A 20,792-nucleotide genomic window follows, 5' to 3' on the forward strand; every position below is an offset into this window, starting at 1 on the left:
GGACTCAGGCCGACAGGCGCGGCGAGCGGTCTCCGGTCGTTCTGCGTGTCGCGAGGTAGAGCGCGACGAGCCAGCCGATCAGGGTTCCGCCGAGGACCAGGTTCACCAGCAGGATCAGCCACCGCCGCGGTACGCCCCGGTTGAAGGCGATCAGCGACAGCAGGAGATACACCGCGATGAAGACGATGGTGAGCAGGACAGAGAGAAACGGGCCGAGTGTTCCGAACATGACAAGAGGCTAGGGCAACGGCCCGCGGCCGCGGTCGGCGCCGTGCGGCGCCGGCCGCGCGGGTCCGCCCCGACGGGCGGGTGATCGTCCGCGCCCGAAGACCCGGGGGCGCCGGCTTGGCTGCTCGCGGCTCCTCACGCGGACGGTGCGGCTCCCGGCGTGCGCGGCTCCTCCCGCCCGTCCAGGAAGGCGGTGATCGCCGCCGCGAAGCCCGCGGGGTCCTCCGCCCACGGGATGTGGCCGGCCTGAGGCAGGACGGTCCTGCTGACCTGCGGGAGCGCGCGTTCCAGGGAATCCACGGCCGACCTCGGGCGGATGTCCCGCGCGCCGTCCACGATCAGGACCGGGACGGTCAGTTCCGCGCAGCGCTCCGGCATCCCGCCGTCGGCTGCCAGGTCCCGCAGCTCGCGGTTGAGTGCCGTGTTGCAGGCCCGGTTGACGCCGAACCACGGTGTCGCCATGGCCTCGGCCGACGCCAGGGCGTCGGGGCCGAGGAAGTCCGCCGACCACTGGAGCACGCAGAGTTCGCGGTCCTCCGACTCCGTCAGGCCGGACGCGGGCCGGTCGTTCAGCTCGCGCCATCGCGCCAGGCGGTGCCCGAGCCGCCGTCGCTGCCCTTCCTCGTAGGCGGGATGCCAGGCGGACACGTCGTCCACGCCGACGCCCGAGACGTACACCAGCGCGCGGACCCGGTCGGGGCGCTCCAGCGCGTACAGGAGCGCGAGTTGCGCGCCCCACGAGTGCCCGACCAGCACGGCCCGCTCCCATCCCGATGCTCGCCGTACGGCGTCGAGATCGGCGATCGAGCGGGCCACCGTGTAAGGGCCCCGGCGTTCGGAACGCCCGCAGCCCCGTTGGTCCCAGCGCACCACCGGCCGCCCTCCGAGGAGCGCGGCCGGTGCCTGCAGGGTGTCCCAGATGCCGGGGCCGCCGTGGCAGAGGATCACCGGCGCCCCGGGGCCGTCCGCCGCGCGGACGGCCCAGAGCCGGACCCCGTCGTCCGCGACGACGTCGATGCCCTCGCCGTCCCCGCCGCCGTGAGCGGTTCCGTCGGCCCCCGCGTGCGCTGTCTTCGCCATGACCCGGGATCCTGCCGGGTCACGGCTCACTTCGCGCGCGCTTTACGCGCGCTCGCCGGCGCCGCCCCCGCGGACGTGGCCTTCTTCGCGGCGGTCTTCTTCGCCGGGGCCTTGCGGGCCGGCGCCTTCCTCCCGGTCGTGGCCGCGTCGCTGACGCGCTCCGTGTCCAGGATGTCCCGGAGGAACTTGCCGGTGTGGCTGGTGGCGACGCCCGCCACCTGCTCGGGAGTGCCCTCGGCGACCACCAGGCCGCCGCCGTTGCCGCCCTCGGGGCCCATGTCGACCACCCAGTCCGCCGTCTTGATGACGTCCAGGTTGTGCTCGATCACGATCACCGTGTTGCCCTTGTCGACCAGGTTGGACAGGACGGTGATCAGCTTGCTGATGTCCTCGAAGTGCAGACCTGTCGTCGGCTCGTCCAGCACGTAGACCGTGCTGCCGGTGGAGCGCTTCTGCAGCTCGCTGGAGAGCTTCACACGCTGCGCCTCACCGCCCGACAGCGTCGGGGCGGGCTGACCCAGCCGCACATAGCCGAGGCCCACCTCGTTGAGCGTCTTGAGGTGACGCGAGATCGTCGGGACGGCACCGAAGAACTCCAGCGCCTCCTCGATCGGCATGTCCAGCACCTCGGCGATGTTCTTGCCCTTGTAGTGGACCTCCAGCGTCTCCCGGTTGTAGCGGGCGCCGTGGCACACCTCGCAGGGCACGTACACGTCCGGCAGGAAGTTCATCTCGATCTTGATGGTGCCGTCGCCCGCGCAGTTCTCGCAGCGACCGCCCTTCACGTTGAACGAGAAGCGCCCCTGGAGGTAGCCGCGGACCTTCGCCTCGGTCGTCTCCGCGAACAGCTTGCGGACATGGTCGAACACACCGGTGTACGTCGCCGGGTTGGAGCGGGGCGTGCGACCGATGGGCGACTGGTCGACGTGCACGACCTTGTCGACGAGATCGTCCCCGTCGACGCGGGTGTGCCGTCCCGGTACCGACTTCGCGCCGTTCAGCTCGCGGGCCAGGTGCGTGTACAGGATGTCGTTGACCAGGGTCGACTTGCCGGACCCCGAGACGCCGGTGACGGCCGTGAGCACGCCCAGCGGGAACGACACGTCGATGTCCTGCAGGTTGTTCTCCCGCGCGCCGTGCACGGTCAGACGCCGCGCGGGGTCGACGGGGCGCCGGATCTCGGGTGTCGCGATGGAGCGCTTGCCCACCAGGTACTGGCCGGTCAACGACTCCTCGTTGGCCAGCAGTTCCTTCACGGTGCCCGAGTGGACGACCTTGCCGCCGTGCTCACCGGCGCCCGGGCCGATGTCCACGACCCAGTCCGCGACCTTGATCGTGTCCTCGTCGTGCTCGACCACGATCAGGGTGTTGCCCATGTCCCGCAGCCGCACCAGCGTCTCGATCAGCCGGTGGTTGTCGCGCTGGTGCAGGCCGATGGACGGCTCGTCCAGTACGTAGAGCACGCCGACGAGGCCCGAACCGATCTGCGTCGCGAGTCGGATGCGCTGCGCCTCGCCGCCGGACAGTGTGCCCGCGGCGCGGTTCAGCGACAGGTAGTCGAGGCCGACGTCGACCAGGAACCGCAGCCGCTCGTTGACCTCCTTGAGCACCCGCTCGGCGATCTTCTTGTCGCGCGCGTTCAGCGTGAGCTGGCCCAGGAACTCCGCGCAGTCGCTGATCGACATCGCGGCCACGTCGGCGATGGACTTCTCCATCACCGTGACCGCGAGCACGATCGGCTTGAGGCGCGTGCCCTCGCAGGTCGGGCAGGGCACCTCGCGCATGTACCCCTCGAAGCGTTCCCTGCTGGTGTCGCTCTCCGCCTCCTGGTGGCGCCGCTTCACATACGAGACGGCGCCCTCGAAGGACGGTGTCACATAGGCGCGCTCGCGCCCGTAGCGGTTGCGGTAGCGGACCTCGACCTGGGTCTTGTGGCCGTACAGCAGGGCCTTCTTGGCCCGCTGCGGCAGCCCCGCCCAGGGGATGTCCGTACGGAAGCCCAGCGCGTCCGCGAGGCCCTTGATCATCCGGCCGAAGTACTCCCGCGTGTGCCCGTGCGACCACGGGTGGATCGCGCCCTCGTCCAGCGACTTGTCCTCGTCGGGGATGATCAGCTCTGGGTCGACCTCCATCCGCGTACCGATGCCGGTGCATTCGGGGCAGGCGCCGAACGGCGAGTTGAAGGAGAAGGAGCGCGGCTCCAGCTCCTCGAACGAGAGGTCGTCGTAGGGGCAGTACAGGTGCTCCGAGTACATCCGCTCACGCTCGGGGTCGTCCTCGGGGAGGTCGACGAAGTCGAGCACGACCATCCCGCCGGACAGCCCGAGGGCGGTCTCCACCGAGTCGGTCAGCCGGCGCTTGGCGGAGTCCTTCACGGTCAGGCGGTCGACGACCACCTCGATCGTGTGCTTCTCCTGCTTCTTCAGCTTGGGCGGGTCGGTCAGCTGGATCGTGGCGCCGTCGACGCGTGCCCGGCTGTAGCCCTTTGTCTGGAGGTCGGAGAACAGGTCGACGAATTCGCCCTTGCGCTCGCGCACCAGCGGCGAGAGGACCTGGAACCTGCTGCCCTCGGGCAGCTCCAAGACCTTGTCGACGATCGCCTGCGGCGACTGCCGGGTGATCGGCCTGCCGCACTGCGGGCAGTGCGGCTTGCCGATGCGCGCGAACAGCAGGCGGAGGTAGTCGTAGACCTCGGTGATCGTGCCGACCGTCGAGCGCGGGTTGCGCGAGGTCGACTTCTGGTCGATCGAGACGGCCGGGGAGAGGCCCTCGATGAAGTCGACGTCCGGCTTGTCCATCTGACCGAGGAACTGCCGGGCGTAGGAGGACAGCGACTCCACGTAACGGCGCTGCCCCTCCGCGAAGATCGTGTCGAACGCGAGGGAGGACTTGCCCGACCCGGAGAGACCGGTGAAGACGATGAGTGAATCGCGGGGCAGGTCCAGCGAGACATTGCGGAGATTGTGCTCGCGAGCGCCACGGACGATGAGACGGTCGGCCACGCCGGTCCGCACCTTTCGTTGGGGGGATGCAGGGGCGGAGCCCCCTCGGCGGAATGCCGGGGGCCGCCAGAGCGATGGACTGCTGTACGGGGTGTACGGGGTGCACGGACGCATCCGCACGGAGGCGTCGATACGGGCATCGGTACGGGGGCACCCGTGCGGCTGTGCATGAGGTGCACATACCAGGATGCCTCTTCCGCTGCCGTAACCGAGCTTATAGCACGCGCATTCGATTTAAGCGGGACTTCCGTCCTCTTCACCCGAACGGGTGGCGCCCGTCACGTGCCCCGTAAGGTGGCGTCCATGACCTACAGCGGAGCGGTGCAGGTCGGTGGGCCTGCCGACGTGCACGAGCTGCCCGACCTGATGATCTCGAAGATCGCGGTCGGCGCCATGAACAACAACGCCTACCTGCTGCGCTGCCGTGCCACCGACGCGCAACTGCTCATCGACGCGGCGGCCGAACCCGCGGCCCTTCTCGGCCTCATCGGCGAGGACGGCATCTCCGCCGTCGTCACCACGCACCGCCACGGCGATCACTGGGCAGCGCTCGACGAGGTCGTCGGGGCCACCGGGGCACGCACGTACGCCGGACGCTACGACACCGAGGGCATCCCCGTGCCCACCGACGTACCGGTCGAGGACGGCGACGCCATCCGCTTCGGTGAGATCACGCTCACCGCGCGCCACCTGGTCGGCCACACACCGGGCTCCATCGCCCTGGTCTACGACGACCCGCACGGCCACCCGCACCTGTTCACGGGCGACTGCCTCTTCCCCGGCGGGGTCGGCAACACCCACCAGGACCCCGAGGCCTTCGCGAGCCTCCTGCACGACGTCGAGGCCAAGCTGTTCGACCGGCTGCCGGACGAGACCTGGGTCTACCCCGGGCACGGCGACGACACCACGCTCGGTGACGAGCGGCCCCACCTGCCCGAGTGGCGCGAGCGCGGCTGGTGACAGGCCGCCCGGTGCCGCCCGGCCGCCGGGCGGCACCGGGCGGCGGGTCCCGCGCCGAGGGGGTCCGGAGGGGGCTGGGGCCGGTGCCGGGACGTCTGGTCCGTCCCGGTAACGTCGGGCTCGTACCACCCCTTCCGCCCCCCGTCCGTGGAGCACCCTGATGTCCGGCCTTTCCGCACGCTTCGCCAACCGCCGCGCCGTGCTCAAGGGCGCCGCGCTCGCGGGCGCCACCGCTCTCGGCGCCGCCGCCTGCGGGCCCGGTGGCAAGGCGGCGGCGAGCCCCACCCCGACGGCGCCCGTCGACCTCGGTTCGCCCGACGACGTGCCGGTGGGCGGCGCCCGGCTCTACCGCGACGACAAGGTCGTCGTGTACTGCCCCTCCAAAGGCCGGTACAAGGGCTTCAGCGCCGTCTGCACCCACCAGGGGTGCGTTTTGACCGAGGTCGTCAGGACGACGGGCGAGTGCGCGTGCCACGGCAGCCGGTTCGACGTCACCACGGGCAAGGTCGTCCAGGGTCCCGCGAGCTCGCCGCTGCCCCCCGTACCCGTGCGGGCCGAGGGCGGCAGGCTCGTCGCCGGCCCGGACACCGCGCCGGGCAAGGCCGAGGGGACGCGCGGCAGCGCCGCGGGGGCACCCGGCGGGGCCGCCGGCACCGCGGCCTGAGCCGGTCGCGGTCCGCCCTGATCACACGCCGGGCTCGGAGCCTGACTGTCCGTCCCCGCCAGTAGGGTGGCAGTATGGCCGACCCCTCCAGCTACCGCCCCAAGCCGGGAGAGATCCCCGACTCGCCGGGGGTCTACAAGTTCCGTGACGACCACCGCCGGGTGATCTACGTCGGCAAGGCGAAAAGCCTGCGCCAGCGCCTCGCCAACTACTTCCAGGACCTGTCGGGGCTGCATCCGCGCACGCGCACGATGGTCACCACGGCCGCCTCCGTGGAGTGGACGATCGTGTCGACCGAGGTCGAGGCGCTCCAGCTCGAATACTCCTGGATCAAGGAGTACGACCCCCGGTTCAACGTCAAGTACCGCGACGACAAGAGCTACCCGTACCTCGCGGTGACGCTCAACGAGGAGTTTCCCCGCGTGCAGGTCATGCGCGGCGCCAAGCGCAAGGGTGTGCGCTACTTCGGCCCGTACGGCCACGCGTGGGCGATCCGCGAGACCGTCGACCTGATGCTGCGCGTCTTTCCCGTGCGGACGTGCTCCGCCGGGGTGTTCAAGAACGCGGCCCGCACCGGCCGCCCCTGCCTCCTCGGTTACATCGGCAAGTGCTCGGCGCCCTGCGTCGGCCGGGTCACCCCCGAGGAGCACCGCGAACTCGCCGAGGAGTTCTGCGACTTCATGGCGGGCCGGACCGGCGCCTACCTGCGCCGCCTGGAGCGGGAGATGGCCGAGGCGGCGGAGGAGATGGAGTACGAGCGCGCGGCACGCCTGCGTGACGACATAGGCGCCCTGACGCGTGCCATGGAGAAGAACGCGGTGGTGCTGGCCGATGCCACCGACGCGGACCTCATCGCCGTCGCCGAGGACGAACTGGAGGCGGCCGTGCAGATCTTCCACGTGCGCGGCGGACGCGTGCGCGGGCAGCGCGGCTGGGTCACCGACAAGGTCGAGGCCGTGGGGACCGGGGAACTGGTCGAGCACGCGCTCCAGCAGCTCTACGGGGAGGAGCGCGGCGACGCCGTGCCCAAGGAGGTGCTGGTCCCCGCGCTGCCCGGCGACGACGAGGCCGGCGCGGCAGCCGTCGCGCAGTGGCTCAGCGAACGGCGCGGTTCCCTGGTCTCGCTCCGCATCCCGCAGCGCGGTGACAAGAAGGACCTGATGGAGACGGTCGCACGCAACGCGCAGCAGGCCCTCGGCCTGCACAAGACCAAGCGGGCCAGCGACCTGACCACCCGCTCGCGCGCCCTGGAGGAGATCGCCGCGGCGCTCGGCCTGGACAGCGCCCCGCTGCGCATCGAGTGCTTCGACATCTCGCACTTCCAGGGCGACGACGTCGTGGCGTCCATGGTCGTCTTCGAGGACGGACTGTCCCGCAAGGGCGAGTACCGCAGGTTCCAGATCAAGTCCTTCGCGGGCCAGGACGACGTCCGCTCGATGCACGAGGTGATCACCCGCCGCTTCCGCCGCTACCTCCAGGAGAAGGAGCGCACGGGCGAGTGGCCGGAGGGCCGCGAGGAGGCCCCGGAGCCCGCCAACGGCAGCGCCAACGGCAACGGCGAGGGCGGCGCCAACGGCGGGGGCGCCGGCACCGGTGCGGGCGAGGAGGCCGCGGGAGGCAGGCCGGACACGCGGGCCGCGCGCGGTCCCGAGCGTGTCATGGTCCGTGCCGGGACCGACCGGACGATGGAGCCCGTGACGCCCGGCGGCGCCTGGGGGGCCCCGGAGGCGGACGCCGACGACGGGAGCCCGGCCGTCACCCCGCCGCCCACCGCGACGGGGGGCGCCCTCTCGTTCGAGGCGGAACTCGCGGGCCTCAAGGACGACGAGGGCCGCCCGAAGCGGTTCGCCTACCCCCCGCAGCTCCTCGTCGTGGACGGCGGGCAGCCGCAGGTCGCGGCGGCCAAGCGGGCCCTGGACGAGCTGGGCATCGACGACGTCGCGGTGTGCGGCCTCGCCAAGCGGCTCGAAGAGGTCTGGCTGCCGGACGACGACGACCCGGTCGTCCTCCCGCGCTCCAGCGAGGGCCTCTACCTGCTCCAGCGCGTGCGCGACGAGGCGCACCGCTTCGCCATCACCTACCAGCGCGCGAAGCGGGCCAAGCGGATCAGGTCGGGCCCGCTGGACGACGTCCCCGGTCTGGGCGAGGCGAGGAAACAGATACTCGTCAAGCATTTCGGCTCGGTGAAGAGGCTCCGGCAGGCCACAATCGAGCAGATCTGCGAGGTTCCCGGCTTCGGCCGCAAGACGGCCGAGTCCGTGGTCGTGGCCCTCGCCAAGGCGGCCCCGGCCGCACCGGCCGTCAACACGGCCACAGGAGAGATCATGGAAGACGACGGGGACAGCGGGGACAGCGGGCATGACTGAGGACGACCGGGACGACCTGGGCGACCGGCACAGCGAGCACCACCGGGACGGAGCAGGGCACATGGGCACGGTCGGCACACACACGGGCGGCGGGGGCGGCGAGGCCGTCCCGCCGGAAGGGGGCGGCCACGAGCCCGGCATCCCCGAACTGGTGATCATCTCCGGCATGTCGGGGGCGGGCCGCAGCACCGCCGCCAAATGCCTGGAGGACCTCGGCTGGTTCGTCGTGGACAACCTGCCGCCGGCGCTGATCCCGACGATGGTCGAGCTGGGCGCCCGTTCGCAGGGCAACGTGGCCCGCATCGCCGTCGTGGTCGACGTGCGCGGCCGGCGCTTCTTCGACAACCTGCGCGATTCGCTGGCCGACCTGGAGGCCAAGGGCGTCACCCGCAGGATCGTCTTCCTGGAGTCCTCCGACGAGGCGCTGGTGCGCCGCTTCGAGTCCGTGCGCCGGCCGCACCCGCTGCAGGGCGACGGCCGCACGCTCGACGGCATCGTCGCCGAGCGGGACCTGCTGCGCGAGCTGCGCGGCGACGCGGACCTGGTGATCGACACCTCCAGCCTGAACGTGCACGAACTGCGCGCCAAGCTCGACGCCGGGTTCGCCGGTGAGGAGGAGCCCGAACTGCGGGCCACGGTCATGTCGTTCGGCTACAAGTACGGCCTGCCGGTCGACGCGGACCTGGTCGCGGACTGCCGCTTCCTGCCCAACCCGCACTGGGTGCCCGAACTGCGCCCGTACACCGGGCTCAACGAGGAGGTCGCGGGCTACGTCTTCAACCAGCCCGGGGCCAAGGAGTTCCTGGACCGCTACACGGAACTCCTCGAACTGGTGGCCTCCGGCTACCGCCGGGAGGGCAAGCGCTACGTGACCATCGCCATCGGCTGCACCGGCGGCAAGCACCGCTCCGTCGCGATGTCCGAGCGGCTCTCCGCGCGCCTCGCCGACGCGGGCATCGAGACCGTCACCGTCCACCGCGACCTGGGGCGCGAGTGACCGGCCGCACGTTCAGACTCCGCAGGCTGCGCACCGGCAACCCCGCGCCGTCCGCGCGCGGACGCGGCGCGCAGCCCAAGGTCGTCGCCCTCGGCGGGGGGCACGGCCTGTCCGCCTCGCTGACCTCGCTGCGCCGCATCACCGGCGACCTCACGGCCGTCGTCACCGTCGCGGACGACGGCGGGTCCAGCGGCCGGCTCCGCGAGGAGCTCGGCGTGCTGCCTCCCGGCGACCTGCGCAAGGCGCTCGCCGCGCTGTGCGGTGACGACGAGTGGGGCCAGACGTGGTCCCATGTCATCCAGCACCGCTTCGAGTCCCAGGGCGACCTGCACGACCACGCCGTCGGCAATCTGCTGATCGTCGCCCTGTGGGAACAACTGGGCGACCACGTCAAGGCACTGGACCTCGTCGGCAAGCTGCTCGGCGCGCACGGGCGCGTCCTGCCCATGTCCGCGGTGCCGCTGGAACTCCAGGCGCTCGTCAGGGGACACGACGCGACGCGCCCGGACGACATCGAGACCGTACGCGGCCAGGCGACGGTCGCGCTGACTCGCGGCGAGGTCCAGTCCGTCCACCTCGTACCGGCCGATCCGCCCGCCGTACCGGAGGCCGTCCAGGCCGTGATGGACGCCGACTGGGTGGTTCTCGGCCCCGGATCCTGGTTCTCCTCCGTCATACCCCACCTGCTCGTGCCCGAGCTGCTGACGGCCCTGGTGGAGACCAGGGCGCGGCGGGTCCTCTCGCTGAACCTCGCACCCCAACCCGGCGAAACAGAGGGCTTCTCACCGCAGCGTCATTTGGAGGTTTTGGCGCGACACGCCCCTAAACTCGCCCTGGACGTGGTGCTGGCCGACCGGGCCGCCGTGCCCGACAGTGAATCCCTCGCCGATGCCGCGAAACGCTTCGGTGCCGCCGTCGAGCTGGCCCCGGTCGCCGCGCGCGACAGCTTCGCGAAGCACGACCCGGAGCTGCTGGCCGCCGCGTACGACCGTATTTTTCGTATGCATGGAAGGATCGGCCCATGGCGATGACGCCAGCGGTGAAGGACGAGATCGCTCGGCTCCCGGTCACCCGGACGTGCTGCAGGAAGGCCGAGGTCTCGGCGATCCTCCGGTTCGCGGGCGGACTGCACCTGGTCAGCGGCCGCATCGTGATCGAGGCGGAGCTCGACACCAGCATCGCGGCGCGCCGCCTGCGCAAGGACATCCTGGAGATCTTCGGGCACAACTCCGAGCTGGTCGTGATGGCGCCCGGCGGGCTGCGGCGCGGCAGCCGTTACGTCGTACGGGTGATCACGGGCGGCGATCAGCTGGCCCGGCAGACGGGCCTGGTGGACGGCCGGGGCCGGCCTATCCGGGGACTGCCGCCGCAGGTCGTCTCGGGGGCGACGTGCGACGCGGAGGCCGCGTGGCGGGGCGCGTTCCTCGCCCACGGCTCGCTGACGGAACCGGGCCGCTCCTCCTCGCTGGAGGTCACGTGCCCGGGACCGGAGGCGGCCCTGGCCCTGGTGGGCGCCGCGCGCCGGCTCCAGATCCCCGCCAAGGCCCGTGAGGTCCGGGGCGTCGACCGGGTGGTCGTGCGGGACGGCGACGCGATCGGGGCACTGCTGACGCGCCTCGGGGCGCACGAGTCGGTCCTCGCGTGGGAGGAGCGGCGGATGCGCCGCGAGGTCCGCGCGACGGCGAACCGGCTGGCGAACTTCGACGACGCGAACCTGCGCCGCTCCGCGCGGGCCGCCGTCGCGGCGGGGGCGCGGGTGCAGCGGGCGCTGGAGATCCTCGCCGACGAGGTGCCGGAGCACCTGGCGGCGGCGGGCCGCCTGCGCATGGAGCACAAGCAGGCGTCGCTGGAGGAGCTGGGCGCGCTCGCCGACCCGCCGCTGACGAAGGACGCGGTCGCGGGCCGTATCCGCCGTCTGCTGGCCATGGCCGACAAGCGGGCCCAGGACCTGGGCATCCCGGGGACGGACTCGGGCCTGAGCGAGGAGCTCGCGGACGGCCTGGCGGTCTGACCCGCCACGCCGAAGGGCCGCAACCGCAACCGCGACCGCGTGGGGCCCGCGCCCCGGCCCCGGCGAGGGGCCGGCGCGGGCCCTGGGCCGCGGGGCGGGCGGCGCGGGAACGCGCGCCTGGCGGCACCGCGCATCCGACCGGGCACCCGCCCAGGTGAGCGCGGTGCGGTTACCGGTGGTCATGGGACCCTCTGATGTCACGGCCGGAGGCAGGGGGCGGTAGGGTCGTAGACGGTCGGGGACATCCCATACAGCTCGCCGGGCGTCGCAATCGCACGGCGTACCAACGAGGAGATCGGTTCGTGACGATCCGCGTAGGCATCAACGGCTTTGGCCGCATCGGGCGCAACTACTTCCGGGCGTTGCTGGAGCAGGGTGCGGACATCGACATCGTCGCTGTCAACGACCTGGGTGACACCGCGACCACGGCGCACCTGCTGAAGTACGACACCATCCTCGGCCGTCTCAAGGCCGAGGTCACCAACACCGCCGACACCATCACCGTCGACGGGCACGTCATCAAGGTGCTCTCGGAGCGCAACCCCGCCGACATTCCGTGGGGCGAGCTGGGCGTCGACATCGTCATCGAGTCGACCGGCATCTTCACGAAGAAGGCCGACGCCGAGAAGCACATCGCGGGCGGCGCGAAGAAGGTCCTCATCTCGGCTCCGGCCAAGGACGAGGACATCACGATCGTGATGGGCGTCAACCAGGACAAGTACGACGCGGCGCAGCACAACGTCATCTCCAACGCGTCCTGCACCACCAACTGTGTGGCGCCGATGGCGAAGGTCCTCCTGGAGAACTTCGGCGTCGTCAAGGGCCTGATGACGACGGTCCACGCGTACACGAACGACCAGCGCATCCTGGACTTCCCGCACAAGGACCTGCGCCGCGCCCGCGCCGCCGCCGAGAACATCATCCCGACCACCACGGGTGCCGCCAAGGCCACCGCGCTGGTCATCCCGGAGCTGGCGGGCAAGCTCGACGGCATCGCGATGCGCGTGCCGGTGCCCACGGGCTCCGTCACCGACCTCGTGGTCGAGGTGGAGCGCGAGGTCACCAAGGACGAGGTCAACGCCGCGTTCCTGAAGGCGTCCGAGGGCGATCTCAAGGGTCTGCTCTCGTACACCGAGGACCCGATCGTCTCCTCGGACATCGTGAACTGGCCGGCGTCCTGCACCTTCGACTCCTCCCTGACCATGGTCCAGGGCAAGAGCGTGAAGATCATCGGCTGGTACGACAACGAGTGGGGCTACTCCAACCGCCTCGTCGACCTGACCGTCTTCGTCGGCAACCAGCTCTGATCCGTACGGCATGAGCCCAGGGCCCGGCCCGCGCATCGTCGCGGCGTACGGGCCCTGTGGCCTGTCGGCAGCCTTGAGGAGGCCAGGAAACTGATGAAGACGCTCGATGAACTTCTGGCGGACGGCGACGGTGTGCGCGGCAAGCGCGTGTTCGTCCGCGCCGACCTGAACGTGCCCCTGTCCGGCACCGCCATCACCGACGACGGCCGGATCAGGGCCGTCGTCCCGACGGTCGCCCGCCTCGCCGAAGCCGGCGCGCGCGTGATCGTCGCCTCGCACCTGGGCCGCCCCAAGGGCGCGCCCGACCCCGCCTTCTCCCTCGCGCCCGCCGCCGCCCGCCTCGGTGAACTCCTGGGCCAGGAAGTGGCGTTCGCGACCGACACCGTCGGCGAGTCCGCCCGTGCGGTCGTCGCGGGTCTCGGTGACGGCCAGGTCGCCGTCCTGGAGAACCTGCGCTTCAACCCCGGCGAGACCGCCAAGGACGACGCCGAGCGCGGTGCCTTCGCCGACCGGCTCGCCGCCCTCGCGGACCTCTACGTCGGGGACGGCTTCGGCGCCGTGCACCGCAAGCACGCCTCCGTCTACGACCTCCCCGCGCGCCTGCCGCACGCCGCGGGCGGCCTCATCGCCACCGAGGTCGGCGTCCTCAAGAAGCTCACCGAGGACGTCAAGCGCCCCTACGTGGTGGTGCTCGGCGGCGCCAAGGTCTCCGACAAGCTCGGGGTCATCGACCACCTCCTGGAGAAGGCCGACCGCATCCTCATCGGCGGCGGCATGGCCTTCACCTTCCTCAAGGCGCAGGGGCACGAGGTCGGTTCCTCCCTGCTGCAGGAGGACCAGATCCCGGTCGTGCGCGACTACCTCAAGCGGGCCGACGAGCGCGGCGTCGAGTTCGTGCTCCCCGTCGACCTGTTGGTCGCCGCCGAGTTCCCCGATCTCAAGGCCAAGACGCCCACCCACCCCGAGACGGTCCCCGCGGACGGGATGCCGCCCGGGAAGATGGGCCTGGACAACGGCCCCGAGACCTGTGCGCTGTACGCGTCCAAGCTCGCCGACGCGGCCACCGTCTTCTGGAACGGCCCGATGGGCGTCTTCGAACACCCCGACTACGCCGAGGGCACCCGGGCCGTGGCCCAGGGCCTGATCGACTCGTCCGCCTTCACCGTCGTGGGCGGCGGCGACTCCGCGGCCGCCGTGCGGACGCTGGGCTTCGACGAGTCGGCTTTCGGCCATATCTCGACCGGCGGCGGTGCGAGCCTCGAATACCTCGAAGGCAAGTCGCTGCCCGGCCTCGCCGCACTGGAGGACTGACCTTCCCATGACCGCAACGCCCGAGAACACCGGCCGGACCCCGCTGATGGCGGGCAACTGGAAGATGAACCTCAATCACCTTGAGGCCATCGCCCAGGTCCAGAAGCTGGCCTTCGGCCTGAACGACAAGGACTTCGCGGCCGTCGAGGTCGCCGTCCTGCCGCCGTTCACCGACCTGCGCTCCGTACAGACCCTGGTCGACGGCGACAAGCTCAAGATCAAGTACGGCGCCCAGGACATCTCCGCGCACGACTCCGGTGCGTACACCGGTGAGATCTCCGGCTCGATGCTCGCCAAGCTGAAGTGCTCGTACGTGGTCGTCGGCCACTCCGAGCGACGTCAGTACCACGGTGAGAGCGACGAGCTCTGCAACGCCAAGGTCAAGGCCGCCTACCGGCACGGGCTGACCCCGATCCTGTGCGTCGGCGAGGACGAGGCCGTCCGTGAGGAGGGCCGCCACGTCGAGCACACGCTCGCGCAGGTCGAGGGCGGTCTGAAGGACATCACGGCCGAGCAGGCCGAGACGCTCGTCATCGCCTACGAGCCGGTCTGGGCCATCGGCACCGGCAAGACCTGCGGTGCCGGCGACGCCCAGGAGGTGTGCGGTGCGATCCGCGGCAAGATCGCGGATCTGTACACGCAGGACGTCGCGGACAAGGTCCGCATCCAGTACGGCGGCTCGGTGAAGTCGGGGAACGTCGCGGGGATCATGGCGCAGCCCGACATCGACGGTGCTCTCGTGGGCGGCGCGTCCCTGGACACGGACGAGTACGTCAAGATCGTGCGCTTCCGCGACCAGTGAGTGTGCGGTAGCACGGATCCGTCGTACCCTTGCGGGGGCCGGCCACGGACGCGACGCGTCCGGCGGCGGGCCCCCGCAGTACGTCGCAGGTGCCGCCCCTCGCGCATGACGAGCGGTACCCGTGGTCAGTCCTGTCAGTCCTGTGTCAATTCCGCCCGTCCGAGGAAGTTGGTTCAGCCGTGGTTCTGGGGTTCTCGATCGCCCTCATCGTCTTCAGCCTGCTGCTGATGCTGCTGGTGCTGATGCACAAGGGCAAGGGCGGCGGCCTCTCCGACATGTTCGGTGGCGGCATGCAGTCGTCCGTGGGTGGCTCCTCGGTCGCGGAGCGCAACCTCGACCGCATCACGGTGGTCGTCGCCATCCTGTGGGTGGCGTGCATCGTCGCGCTCGGCCTGATCATCAAGCTCAAGGGCTGAGCGCGGGCGGGTATCACCTCCCTGGACGCGGCCTATCATGAGGTTCCGCGTCCGGAACAGGGGGTAACTCCCGTAACGGAAAGCGCGTTGGGCCTTACGTACACTGGGGCGCCCGGCAGCGGAGCTGCCGTTCGATGCTTTGCGGCACCATCACGCAGGGAGTTACGACCGTGGCAAGTGGCAACGCGATCCGGGGGAGCCGGGTCGGAGCGGGGCCGATGGGTGAGGCCGAGCGTGGCGAGTCCGCGCCCCGCCTGCGCATCGCCTTCTGGTGCTCCAACGGGCACGAGACCCAGCCGAGCTTCGCCAGCGACGCTCAGGTGCCGGAGACGTGGGACTGCCCGCGCTGCGGTTTCCCCGCCGGGCAGGACCAGGACAATCCGCCGGACCCGCCGCGCACCGAGCCGTACAAGACCCACCTCGCGTACGTGCGCGAGCGCCGCAGCGACGCGGACGGCGAGGCGATCCTCGCCGAGGCGCTCGCGAAGCTCCGCGGTGAGATCTGACGTGACGGGACCGGCCGGTCACCCTCGGGTGACCGGCCGGGCGCGTTCGTGCCCGCCGGTCCCTCGGCCGCCTGCCTGATCAATTAGGTTGGGGTCCGAACAGGGGCACGCATAGAGGCACGAGAAGAAGTGGGCTGATGTCCGACATGAACGCAACCGGGGCGCGTACGAGGCTCAACCAGCTGCCCGAGTGGGCCGCGCTCGGCAAGCACCGCGAACAGCTGGCCGACACGCATCTGCGGGATCTGTTCGCGTCGCAGCCGGAGCGCGGTACCGACTACACGGTGCGGGTGGGCGACCTGCGCCTGGACTACTCCAAGCACCTGGTGACCGACGAGACACTGGCGCTGCTGCGCGACCTCGCGAAGGCCACGGGCGTGGCCGAGCTGCGGGACGCGATGTTCCGCGGCGAGAAGATCAACACCACCGAGGACCGCGCTGTCCTGCACACCGCGCTGCGGGCCCCGCGTGACGCCGTGATCGAGGTCGACGGCGAGAACGTGGTCCCCGCCGTCCACGCCGTCCTGGACAAGATGGCGGACTTCTCCGAGCGCGTGCGCTCCGGCGCCTGGACCGGTCACACCGGCCGTCCCATCAAGAACATCGTCAACATCGGCATCGGCGGCTCCGACCTCGGCCCCGCCATGGCGTACGAGGCCCTGAAGACGTTCACGCGCCGGGACCTGAGCGTCCGCTTCGTCTCCAACGTCGACGGCGCCGACCTGTACGAAGCGGTACGCGACCTCGACGCGGCCGAGACGCTCTTCGTCATCGCCTCCAAGACGTTCACCACCATCGAGACCATCACCAACGCGACCTCCGCCCGTGAGTGGCTGCTGGGTGAACTCGGCGCCGGGCAGGAGGCGGTGGCCAAGCACTTCGTGGCGCTGTCCACCAACGCCGAGAAGGTCGGCGACTTCGGCATCGACACGGCCAACATGTTCGAGTTCTGGGACTGGGTCGGCGGGCGCTACTCCTACGACTCGGCCATCGGCCTGTCGCTGATGATCGCGATCGGCCCGGACAGCTTCCGCGAGATGCTGGACGGCTTCCACACCGTCGACGAGCACTTCCGCACCGCGCCGCCCGCCTCCAACGTGCCGCTGCTGCTCGGCCTCCTCGGCGTCTGGTACGGCTCGTTCTTCGACGCGCAGTCCCACGCAGTCCTCCCGTACAGCCACTACCTGTCGAAGTTCACCGCGTACCTCCAGCAGCTGGAGATGGAGTCCAACGGCAAGTCCGTGGACCGTGACGGCAAGCCCGTCGAGTGGCAGACAGGACCGGTCGTGTGGGGTACGCCCGGCACCAACGGGCAGCACGCGTACTACCAGTTGATCCACCAGGGCACCAAGGTCATCCCCGCGGACTTCATCGGCTTCGCCCGCCCCTCGGGCGACCTGCCGGCGAACCTTCGCGCGCAGCACGACCTGCTGATGGCCAACTTCTTCGCCCAGACGCAGGCGCTGGCCTTCGGCAAGACCCCCGACGAGGTACGCGCCGAAGGCGTCGCCGAGGCACTCGTGCCGCACAAGACGTTCCGCGGCAACCACCCGACGACGACGATCGTCGCGCCGGACCTCACGCCGTCGGTGCTCGGCCAGCTCATCGCGCTGTACGAGCACAAGGTGTTCGTCCAGGGCGCCGTGTGGAACATCGACTCCTTCGACCAGTGGGGCGTGGAGCTCGGCAAGGTGCTCGCCAAGAACATCGAGCCCGTGCTGACCGGGGAGAAGTCCGCCGAGGGGCTCGACTCCTCGACTGCGGGGCTCGTCGCCCTGTACCGGACGCTGCGCGGCCGCTGAGCCGATGACGACGGGGGCGGGGGCGGCCGGGGCCGCACACACGACGCCGTACGGAGCGCCGGACGGCGCCGGCCGGGGCGCGGCGCGGCTGCGGCCGCCGAACCGGGCACTCGACCGGCGTGCCGTCGCCTGGTGGCGCACCCAGTGCCTGCTGGCGGCGATCGGGCCGGTCGCGGTGCTCGCCGTGCTCGGGGCGCTGATCGGGCCGGCGCGCGGGGCGCTGCTCACCGCGGCGGGCGCCGTCACCGCGGCCGGCCTCGTCTGCGCCGCGGCCCTGCCGCGCTGGTGGTACCGGGTGCACCGGTGGGAGGTCACCGAGGACGCGGTCTACGTGCGGTCCGGCTTCTTCCTGCAGGAGTGGCGGGTCGCGCCGATGTCCCGCATCCAGACGGTGGACACCGTGCGGGGCCCGCTGGAGCAGCTGTTCCGGCTCGCGACGGTCACGGTCACCACGGCGTCCGCGAAGGGCGCCGTGCACATCAGGGGGCTCGACCGGGAGACCGCCGCGTCCCTCGCCGAGCGGCTGACCCGCATCACCCAGGCGACGCCGGGGGACGCGACATGAGCGTTCCGGTGACGGACGCCGGCGAACGCGCGGCGGACGCGGGCGCCGAGGAGGCACTGCCGTGGCGGCGGCTCGACCCGCGGACGTACGTCGTCACGGCCATGGTCCTCGTCGGGGTCGTCGTCACGGCGGGCGTGCCCGCGACGCTCGGCATCATGGGCTCCATCGGCGTCAGCCGCGCCATGGTGTGGACGGTGGCGGGAGCGGTCCTGGTGATCGCGCTCGGCACCGGCGTCGACTACGTCCGCTGGCGGCGCACCGGCTACCGGATCGGCCCGGAGCGCGCCGAACTGCGCCAGGGGCTGCTGCTCGTCAAGCGCCGCTCGTTGCCCCTGGAACGCATCCGGACCGTGGACCTGACGGCCAACCTGCTGTTGCGGGTGTTCGGCCTGGTCACCGTCCGGATCGGCACCGGTGAGCACGCACGCGAGGGCGCCCTGGAGCTGGAGTCGGTCGCCCGCGCGGAGGGTGAACGCCTGCGCAGGGAGCTGCTGGCGCACGCGCCGGAGGGCGCGGGGGAGAAGCCCGAGGAGGGCCTGCTCGCGTCGATCAGGCCCGGCTGGGTGCTCTACGCGCCGCTGTCGTTCCTGTCACCGCTGCTGGCCGGCGCGTCCGTCGGCGCCCTGCTGCAGATCAGCGACTGGTTCGGTGCGCAGCAGGACGTGATCCGGTTCGTGGCCCACTGCTTCCGGCACGCCCCCCTCGGCTGGGCGATCGCCGGATCGGCGCTCGTGGCGCTGCTGGCAGGGGTGGCCGGGGCACTGGGCGTCTGGGTCGAGATGTGGTGGAACTACCGGCTGGAGCGGGAGCCCGGCGGCACGCTGCGGGTCCGGCGCGGGCTGCTCACCTCGCGGTCGGTCTCCGTCGAGGAGCGGCGGCTGCGGGGCGTCGAGGTCGTCGAGCCCCTCGGGGTCAGGATGTTCGGCGCGGCACGCGTCGACGCCGTCGCGACCGGACTCGTCCACAAGGAGAGCCGGGAGAAGCACGTCGACCACCGCAACCTGCTGCCCGCCGCGCCACGGGCCGTCGCCCACGAGGTCGCCACGCGCGTGCTGCGCGCGCCGTCGTCGCCCACGGCGGGCCCGCTGCCCGCCCACCCTCCGGCGGCCCGGGCCAGGCGTCTGCGCCGGGCGCTGGCGGCGGCGCTCGCCCCGGCCGCGCTGTTCGCGGTGCTGGGCCTCGGGTGGGTGGCGCTGTGCGTGGCGGTCGTGGCCCTGCCGGCGGCCCTGTACCTGGCGGGGACCGCGTACCGGGCCCTGGGACACGCTCTGAGCGGTGCCTACCTGGTGGCGCGGTCCGGCGCGGTCCGCAGGTCGACCGTCGCGCTCCAGCGGTCGGGCGTGGTCGGCTGGACGGTCCGGCAGTCGTACTTCCAGCGCCGGGCGGGCCTCGTCACCCTGACGGCGACCACGGCGGCGGGCCGCGGTGCCTACCACGTGCGCGACGTGGCGGAGGGCGAGGCCCTGGCCTTCGCCGAGGAGGCGGTCCCGGGCCTGCTGGCGCCCTTCCTGACGACCGACGACGCCTGACGCGTCGCACAGGGCCCCGGCACAGCCCAGGAGCCGGGCCGTACGGCGCCCCCGGCGGGAGGGGACCGCGGGGCCGGTGCCAGACACGGGACCTACAGGTCGTAGACGCGGTGCGCGTTCTGGGAGGCGATCAGGGTGGAGACCCGTTGCGCGTCCGACAGCGACCAGGCTCCGTCGGCCACCCAGCCGCCCAGGACGCGGCCCAGCGCCTCCGTGAACACCCGCGCGCCCACCACATGCAGTTCGGGCAGCCCCCGTGCCCCGCTGGAGAACAGCAGCTTGCCGAAGGGTGCCGTCTCCAGCACCTCCGCCAGCAGCGCCGCCGCCCGTGCGCCGGTGCGGGTCAGGGCCGGGCCGAGGTCCGCGTACACATGCGGGAACAGCGCGGTCAGCCGCGCCGCCTGGCGGTGGTGCGGGTAGCTGCCCAGCAGCACCAGATGCACGCCGTGGCCCTCCGTGGCCGCCGCGAAGCCCGTCAGCCGCTGGGGTTCCGTGCGGGACAGGTGCAATTGGAGCGGACGGCCCGTCGCGACCGCCGTCCACAGCAGATGGCGCAGCAGGACGGGATCGACGGGCGGATCACCCGTCGCGCGGGTGGTCAGCCAGTGCGCGGCGGCGGCATGCGTCTCACGGGGCGTCGGCGGCTGGGCGATGTCAACGGCGGGCAGGGACGCGCACGCGAAGGCCACGGCCGTGGTCGCCGCCGAACTCACCGACTCCATCAGGTTCGCCAGCAGTGCGCCCGCCGACCCCGAGGTGTCCGCCACCTGCTGCGCCAGCAGGTCCAGCCGGACGATCTCGCGGGCCCGCGCGCCGCCCGCCGACGCCAGTTCCTCCGGGCCCGTCAGATCGCCCGGCAGCCCGGTGTCCACCAGATACGTGGTGACGCCCGAGCCCCGCAGCAGCATCCGCGCGGCGACGGCCACGCCCAGTTCGCGCCGCCGGGCCAGATACCGGGCGGGCGCGCAGTGCGGTTCGAGGCCGAGCAGCGGCGGGCACCAGCGGCGCACCGCGAAGCCGGTCTGGGTGTCGAAGAACGTCGTGCCGGGCGCGGGCGGGCCGCCCGAGTCGGCGAGTTGGGTCTCGAACGTGCCGAGCCCCAACTCGGTGCGGAGCACGCCGTGGCAGTACTGGTCCACCAGGGACGCAGTTTCGATCATCGGGGTTTCCCGTCGTGGACGTCATGGACCGTGTCGGACGCTCCTCACAGTCCCTAACGGGAAATCCCGGATCGGGTGGCGGGCCC

Annotated in this window: 17 protein-coding genes and 1 pseudogene; 14 read left to right on the forward strand and 4 right to left on the reverse strand. The window is 71.6% G+C overall.

Annotation, left to right across the window (positions count from 1 at the left end):
• Positions 1-4: 4 nt before the first annotated feature.
• The 3 genes from OG310_RS26710 to uvrA all read right to left on the reverse strand — a co-directional run bounded on the left by OG310_RS26710 (position 5) and on the right by uvrA (position 4,310).
• Complete coding sequence (locus tag OG310_RS26710) at positions 5-229, reverse strand: superinfection immunity protein (RefSeq protein ID WP_329458409.1); 225 nt, start codon at positions 227-229, stop codon at positions 5-7.
• A 134-nt stretch (positions 230-363) separates the two neighbouring features.
• Positions 364-1,308, reverse strand: coding sequence for an alpha/beta fold hydrolase (locus tag OG310_RS26715; protein ID WP_329458410.1), 945 nt, complete (start codon positions 1,306-1,308; stop codon positions 364-366).
• 26 nt (positions 1,309-1,334) lie between these two features.
• Positions 1,335-4,310: an excinuclease ABC subunit UvrA gene (gene uvrA, locus OG310_RS26720; protein WP_329458411.1), complete on the reverse strand. Its 2,976-nt coding sequence runs from the start codon at positions 4,308-4,310 to the stop codon at positions 1,335-1,337.
• A gap of 303 nt (positions 4,311-4,613) precedes the next feature.
• Between uvrA and OG310_RS26725 the strand changes: the two genes are divergently transcribed.
• The 14 genes and pseudogenes from OG310_RS26725 to OG310_RS26790 all read left to right on the forward strand — a co-directional run bounded on the left by OG310_RS26725 (position 4,614) and on the right by OG310_RS26790 (position 19,546).
• Positions 4,614-5,270: an MBL fold metallo-hydrolase gene (locus OG310_RS26725; RefSeq protein WP_329458412.1), complete on the forward strand. Its 657-nt coding sequence runs from the start codon at positions 4,614-4,616 to the stop codon at positions 5,268-5,270.
• A 160-nt stretch (positions 5,271-5,430) separates the two neighbouring features.
• Positions 5,431-5,856: pseudogene (locus tag OG310_RS26730) on the forward strand (Rieske (2Fe-2S) protein); the annotation flags it as partial.
• Between the two features lie 152 nt (positions 5,857-6,008).
• Positions 6,009-8,300, forward strand: a complete 2,292-nt coding sequence (uvrC, locus tag OG310_RS26735; RefSeq protein WP_329458413.1) for an excinuclease ABC subunit UvrC — start codon at positions 6,009-6,011, stop codon at positions 8,298-8,300.
• The gene (rapZ, locus tag OG310_RS26740) at positions 8,293-9,297 is read left to right on the forward strand and encodes an RNase adapter RapZ (protein ID WP_329458414.1); all 1,005 of its coding nucleotides are present in this window, start codon (positions 8,293-8,295) and stop codon (positions 9,295-9,297) included. The genes uvrC and rapZ overlap by 8 nt, the downstream gene beginning before the upstream one ends.
• Positions 9,294-10,328, forward strand: coding sequence for a gluconeogenesis factor YvcK family protein (locus OG310_RS26745; protein WP_329458415.1), 1,035 nt, complete (start codon positions 9,294-9,296; stop codon positions 10,326-10,328). The genes rapZ and OG310_RS26745 overlap by 4 nt, the downstream gene beginning before the upstream one ends.
• Entirely contained in the window at positions 10,319-11,308 is a 990-nt protein-coding gene (whiA, locus tag OG310_RS26750) for a DNA-binding protein WhiA (RefSeq protein ID WP_225017232.1), read from the forward strand. The genes OG310_RS26745 and whiA overlap by 10 nt, the downstream gene beginning before the upstream one ends.
• A 302-nt stretch (positions 11,309-11,610) precedes the next feature.
• Entirely contained in the window at positions 11,611-12,615 is a 1,005-nt protein-coding gene (gene gap / locus OG310_RS26755; RefSeq protein ID WP_329458416.1) for a type I glyceraldehyde-3-phosphate dehydrogenase, read from the forward strand.
• Between the two features lie 93 nt (positions 12,616-12,708).
• Positions 12,709-13,926 carry a phosphoglycerate kinase gene (locus tag OG310_RS26760; RefSeq protein ID WP_329458417.1) on the forward strand — a complete coding sequence of 406 codons (1,218 nt, stop codon included), beginning with the start codon at positions 12,709-12,711 and terminating at the stop codon, positions 13,924-13,926.
• 46 nt (positions 13,927-13,972) lie between these two features.
• The gene (tpiA, locus tag OG310_RS26765; protein ID WP_329460398.1) at positions 13,973-14,728 is read left to right on the forward strand and encodes a triose-phosphate isomerase; all 756 of its coding nucleotides are present in this window, start codon (positions 13,973-13,975) and stop codon (positions 14,726-14,728) included.
• Positions 14,729-14,907: 179 nt separating this feature from the next.
• Positions 14,908-15,144 (forward strand): preprotein translocase subunit SecG, encoded by a 237-nt coding sequence (gene secG, locus OG310_RS26770; protein ID WP_329458418.1) that lies wholly within the window; start codon positions 14,908-14,910, stop codon positions 15,142-15,144.
• Between the two features lie 170 nt (positions 15,145-15,314).
• Positions 15,315-15,650, forward strand: coding sequence for an RNA polymerase-binding protein RbpA (locus tag OG310_RS26775; protein ID WP_329458419.1), 336 nt, complete (start codon positions 15,315-15,317; stop codon positions 15,648-15,650).
• 146 nt (positions 15,651-15,796) lie between these two features.
• The gene (gene pgi / locus OG310_RS26780) at positions 15,797-17,452 is read left to right on the forward strand and encodes a glucose-6-phosphate isomerase (protein WP_329460399.1); all 1,656 of its coding nucleotides are present in this window, start codon (positions 15,797-15,799) and stop codon (positions 17,450-17,452) included.
• A 4-nt stretch (positions 17,453-17,456) separates the two neighbouring features.
• A complete protein-coding gene (locus OG310_RS26785) occupies positions 17,457-18,017 on the forward strand; it encodes a PH domain-containing protein (protein WP_329458420.1) in 561 nt (186 codons plus the stop codon).
• On the forward strand, positions 18,014-19,546 hold the full coding sequence (locus OG310_RS26790) for a PH domain-containing protein (RefSeq protein ID WP_443078736.1): 1,533 nt from the start codon (positions 18,014-18,016) through the stop codon (positions 19,544-19,546). The genes OG310_RS26785 and OG310_RS26790 overlap by 4 nt, the downstream gene beginning before the upstream one ends.
• A 92-nt stretch (positions 19,547-19,638) precedes the next feature.
• On the opposite strand, the gene OG310_RS26795 is transcribed toward OG310_RS26790, so the two are convergent.
• Entirely contained in the window at positions 19,639-20,706 is a 1,068-nt protein-coding gene (locus OG310_RS26795; RefSeq protein WP_329458421.1) for an amidohydrolase, read from the reverse strand.
• Positions 20,707-20,792: the final 86 nt, after the last annotated feature.

Source organism: Streptomyces sp. NBC_01497, assembly GCF_036250695.1.
Lineage (GTDB): Bacteria > Actinomycetota > Actinomycetes > Streptomycetales > Streptomycetaceae > Streptomyces.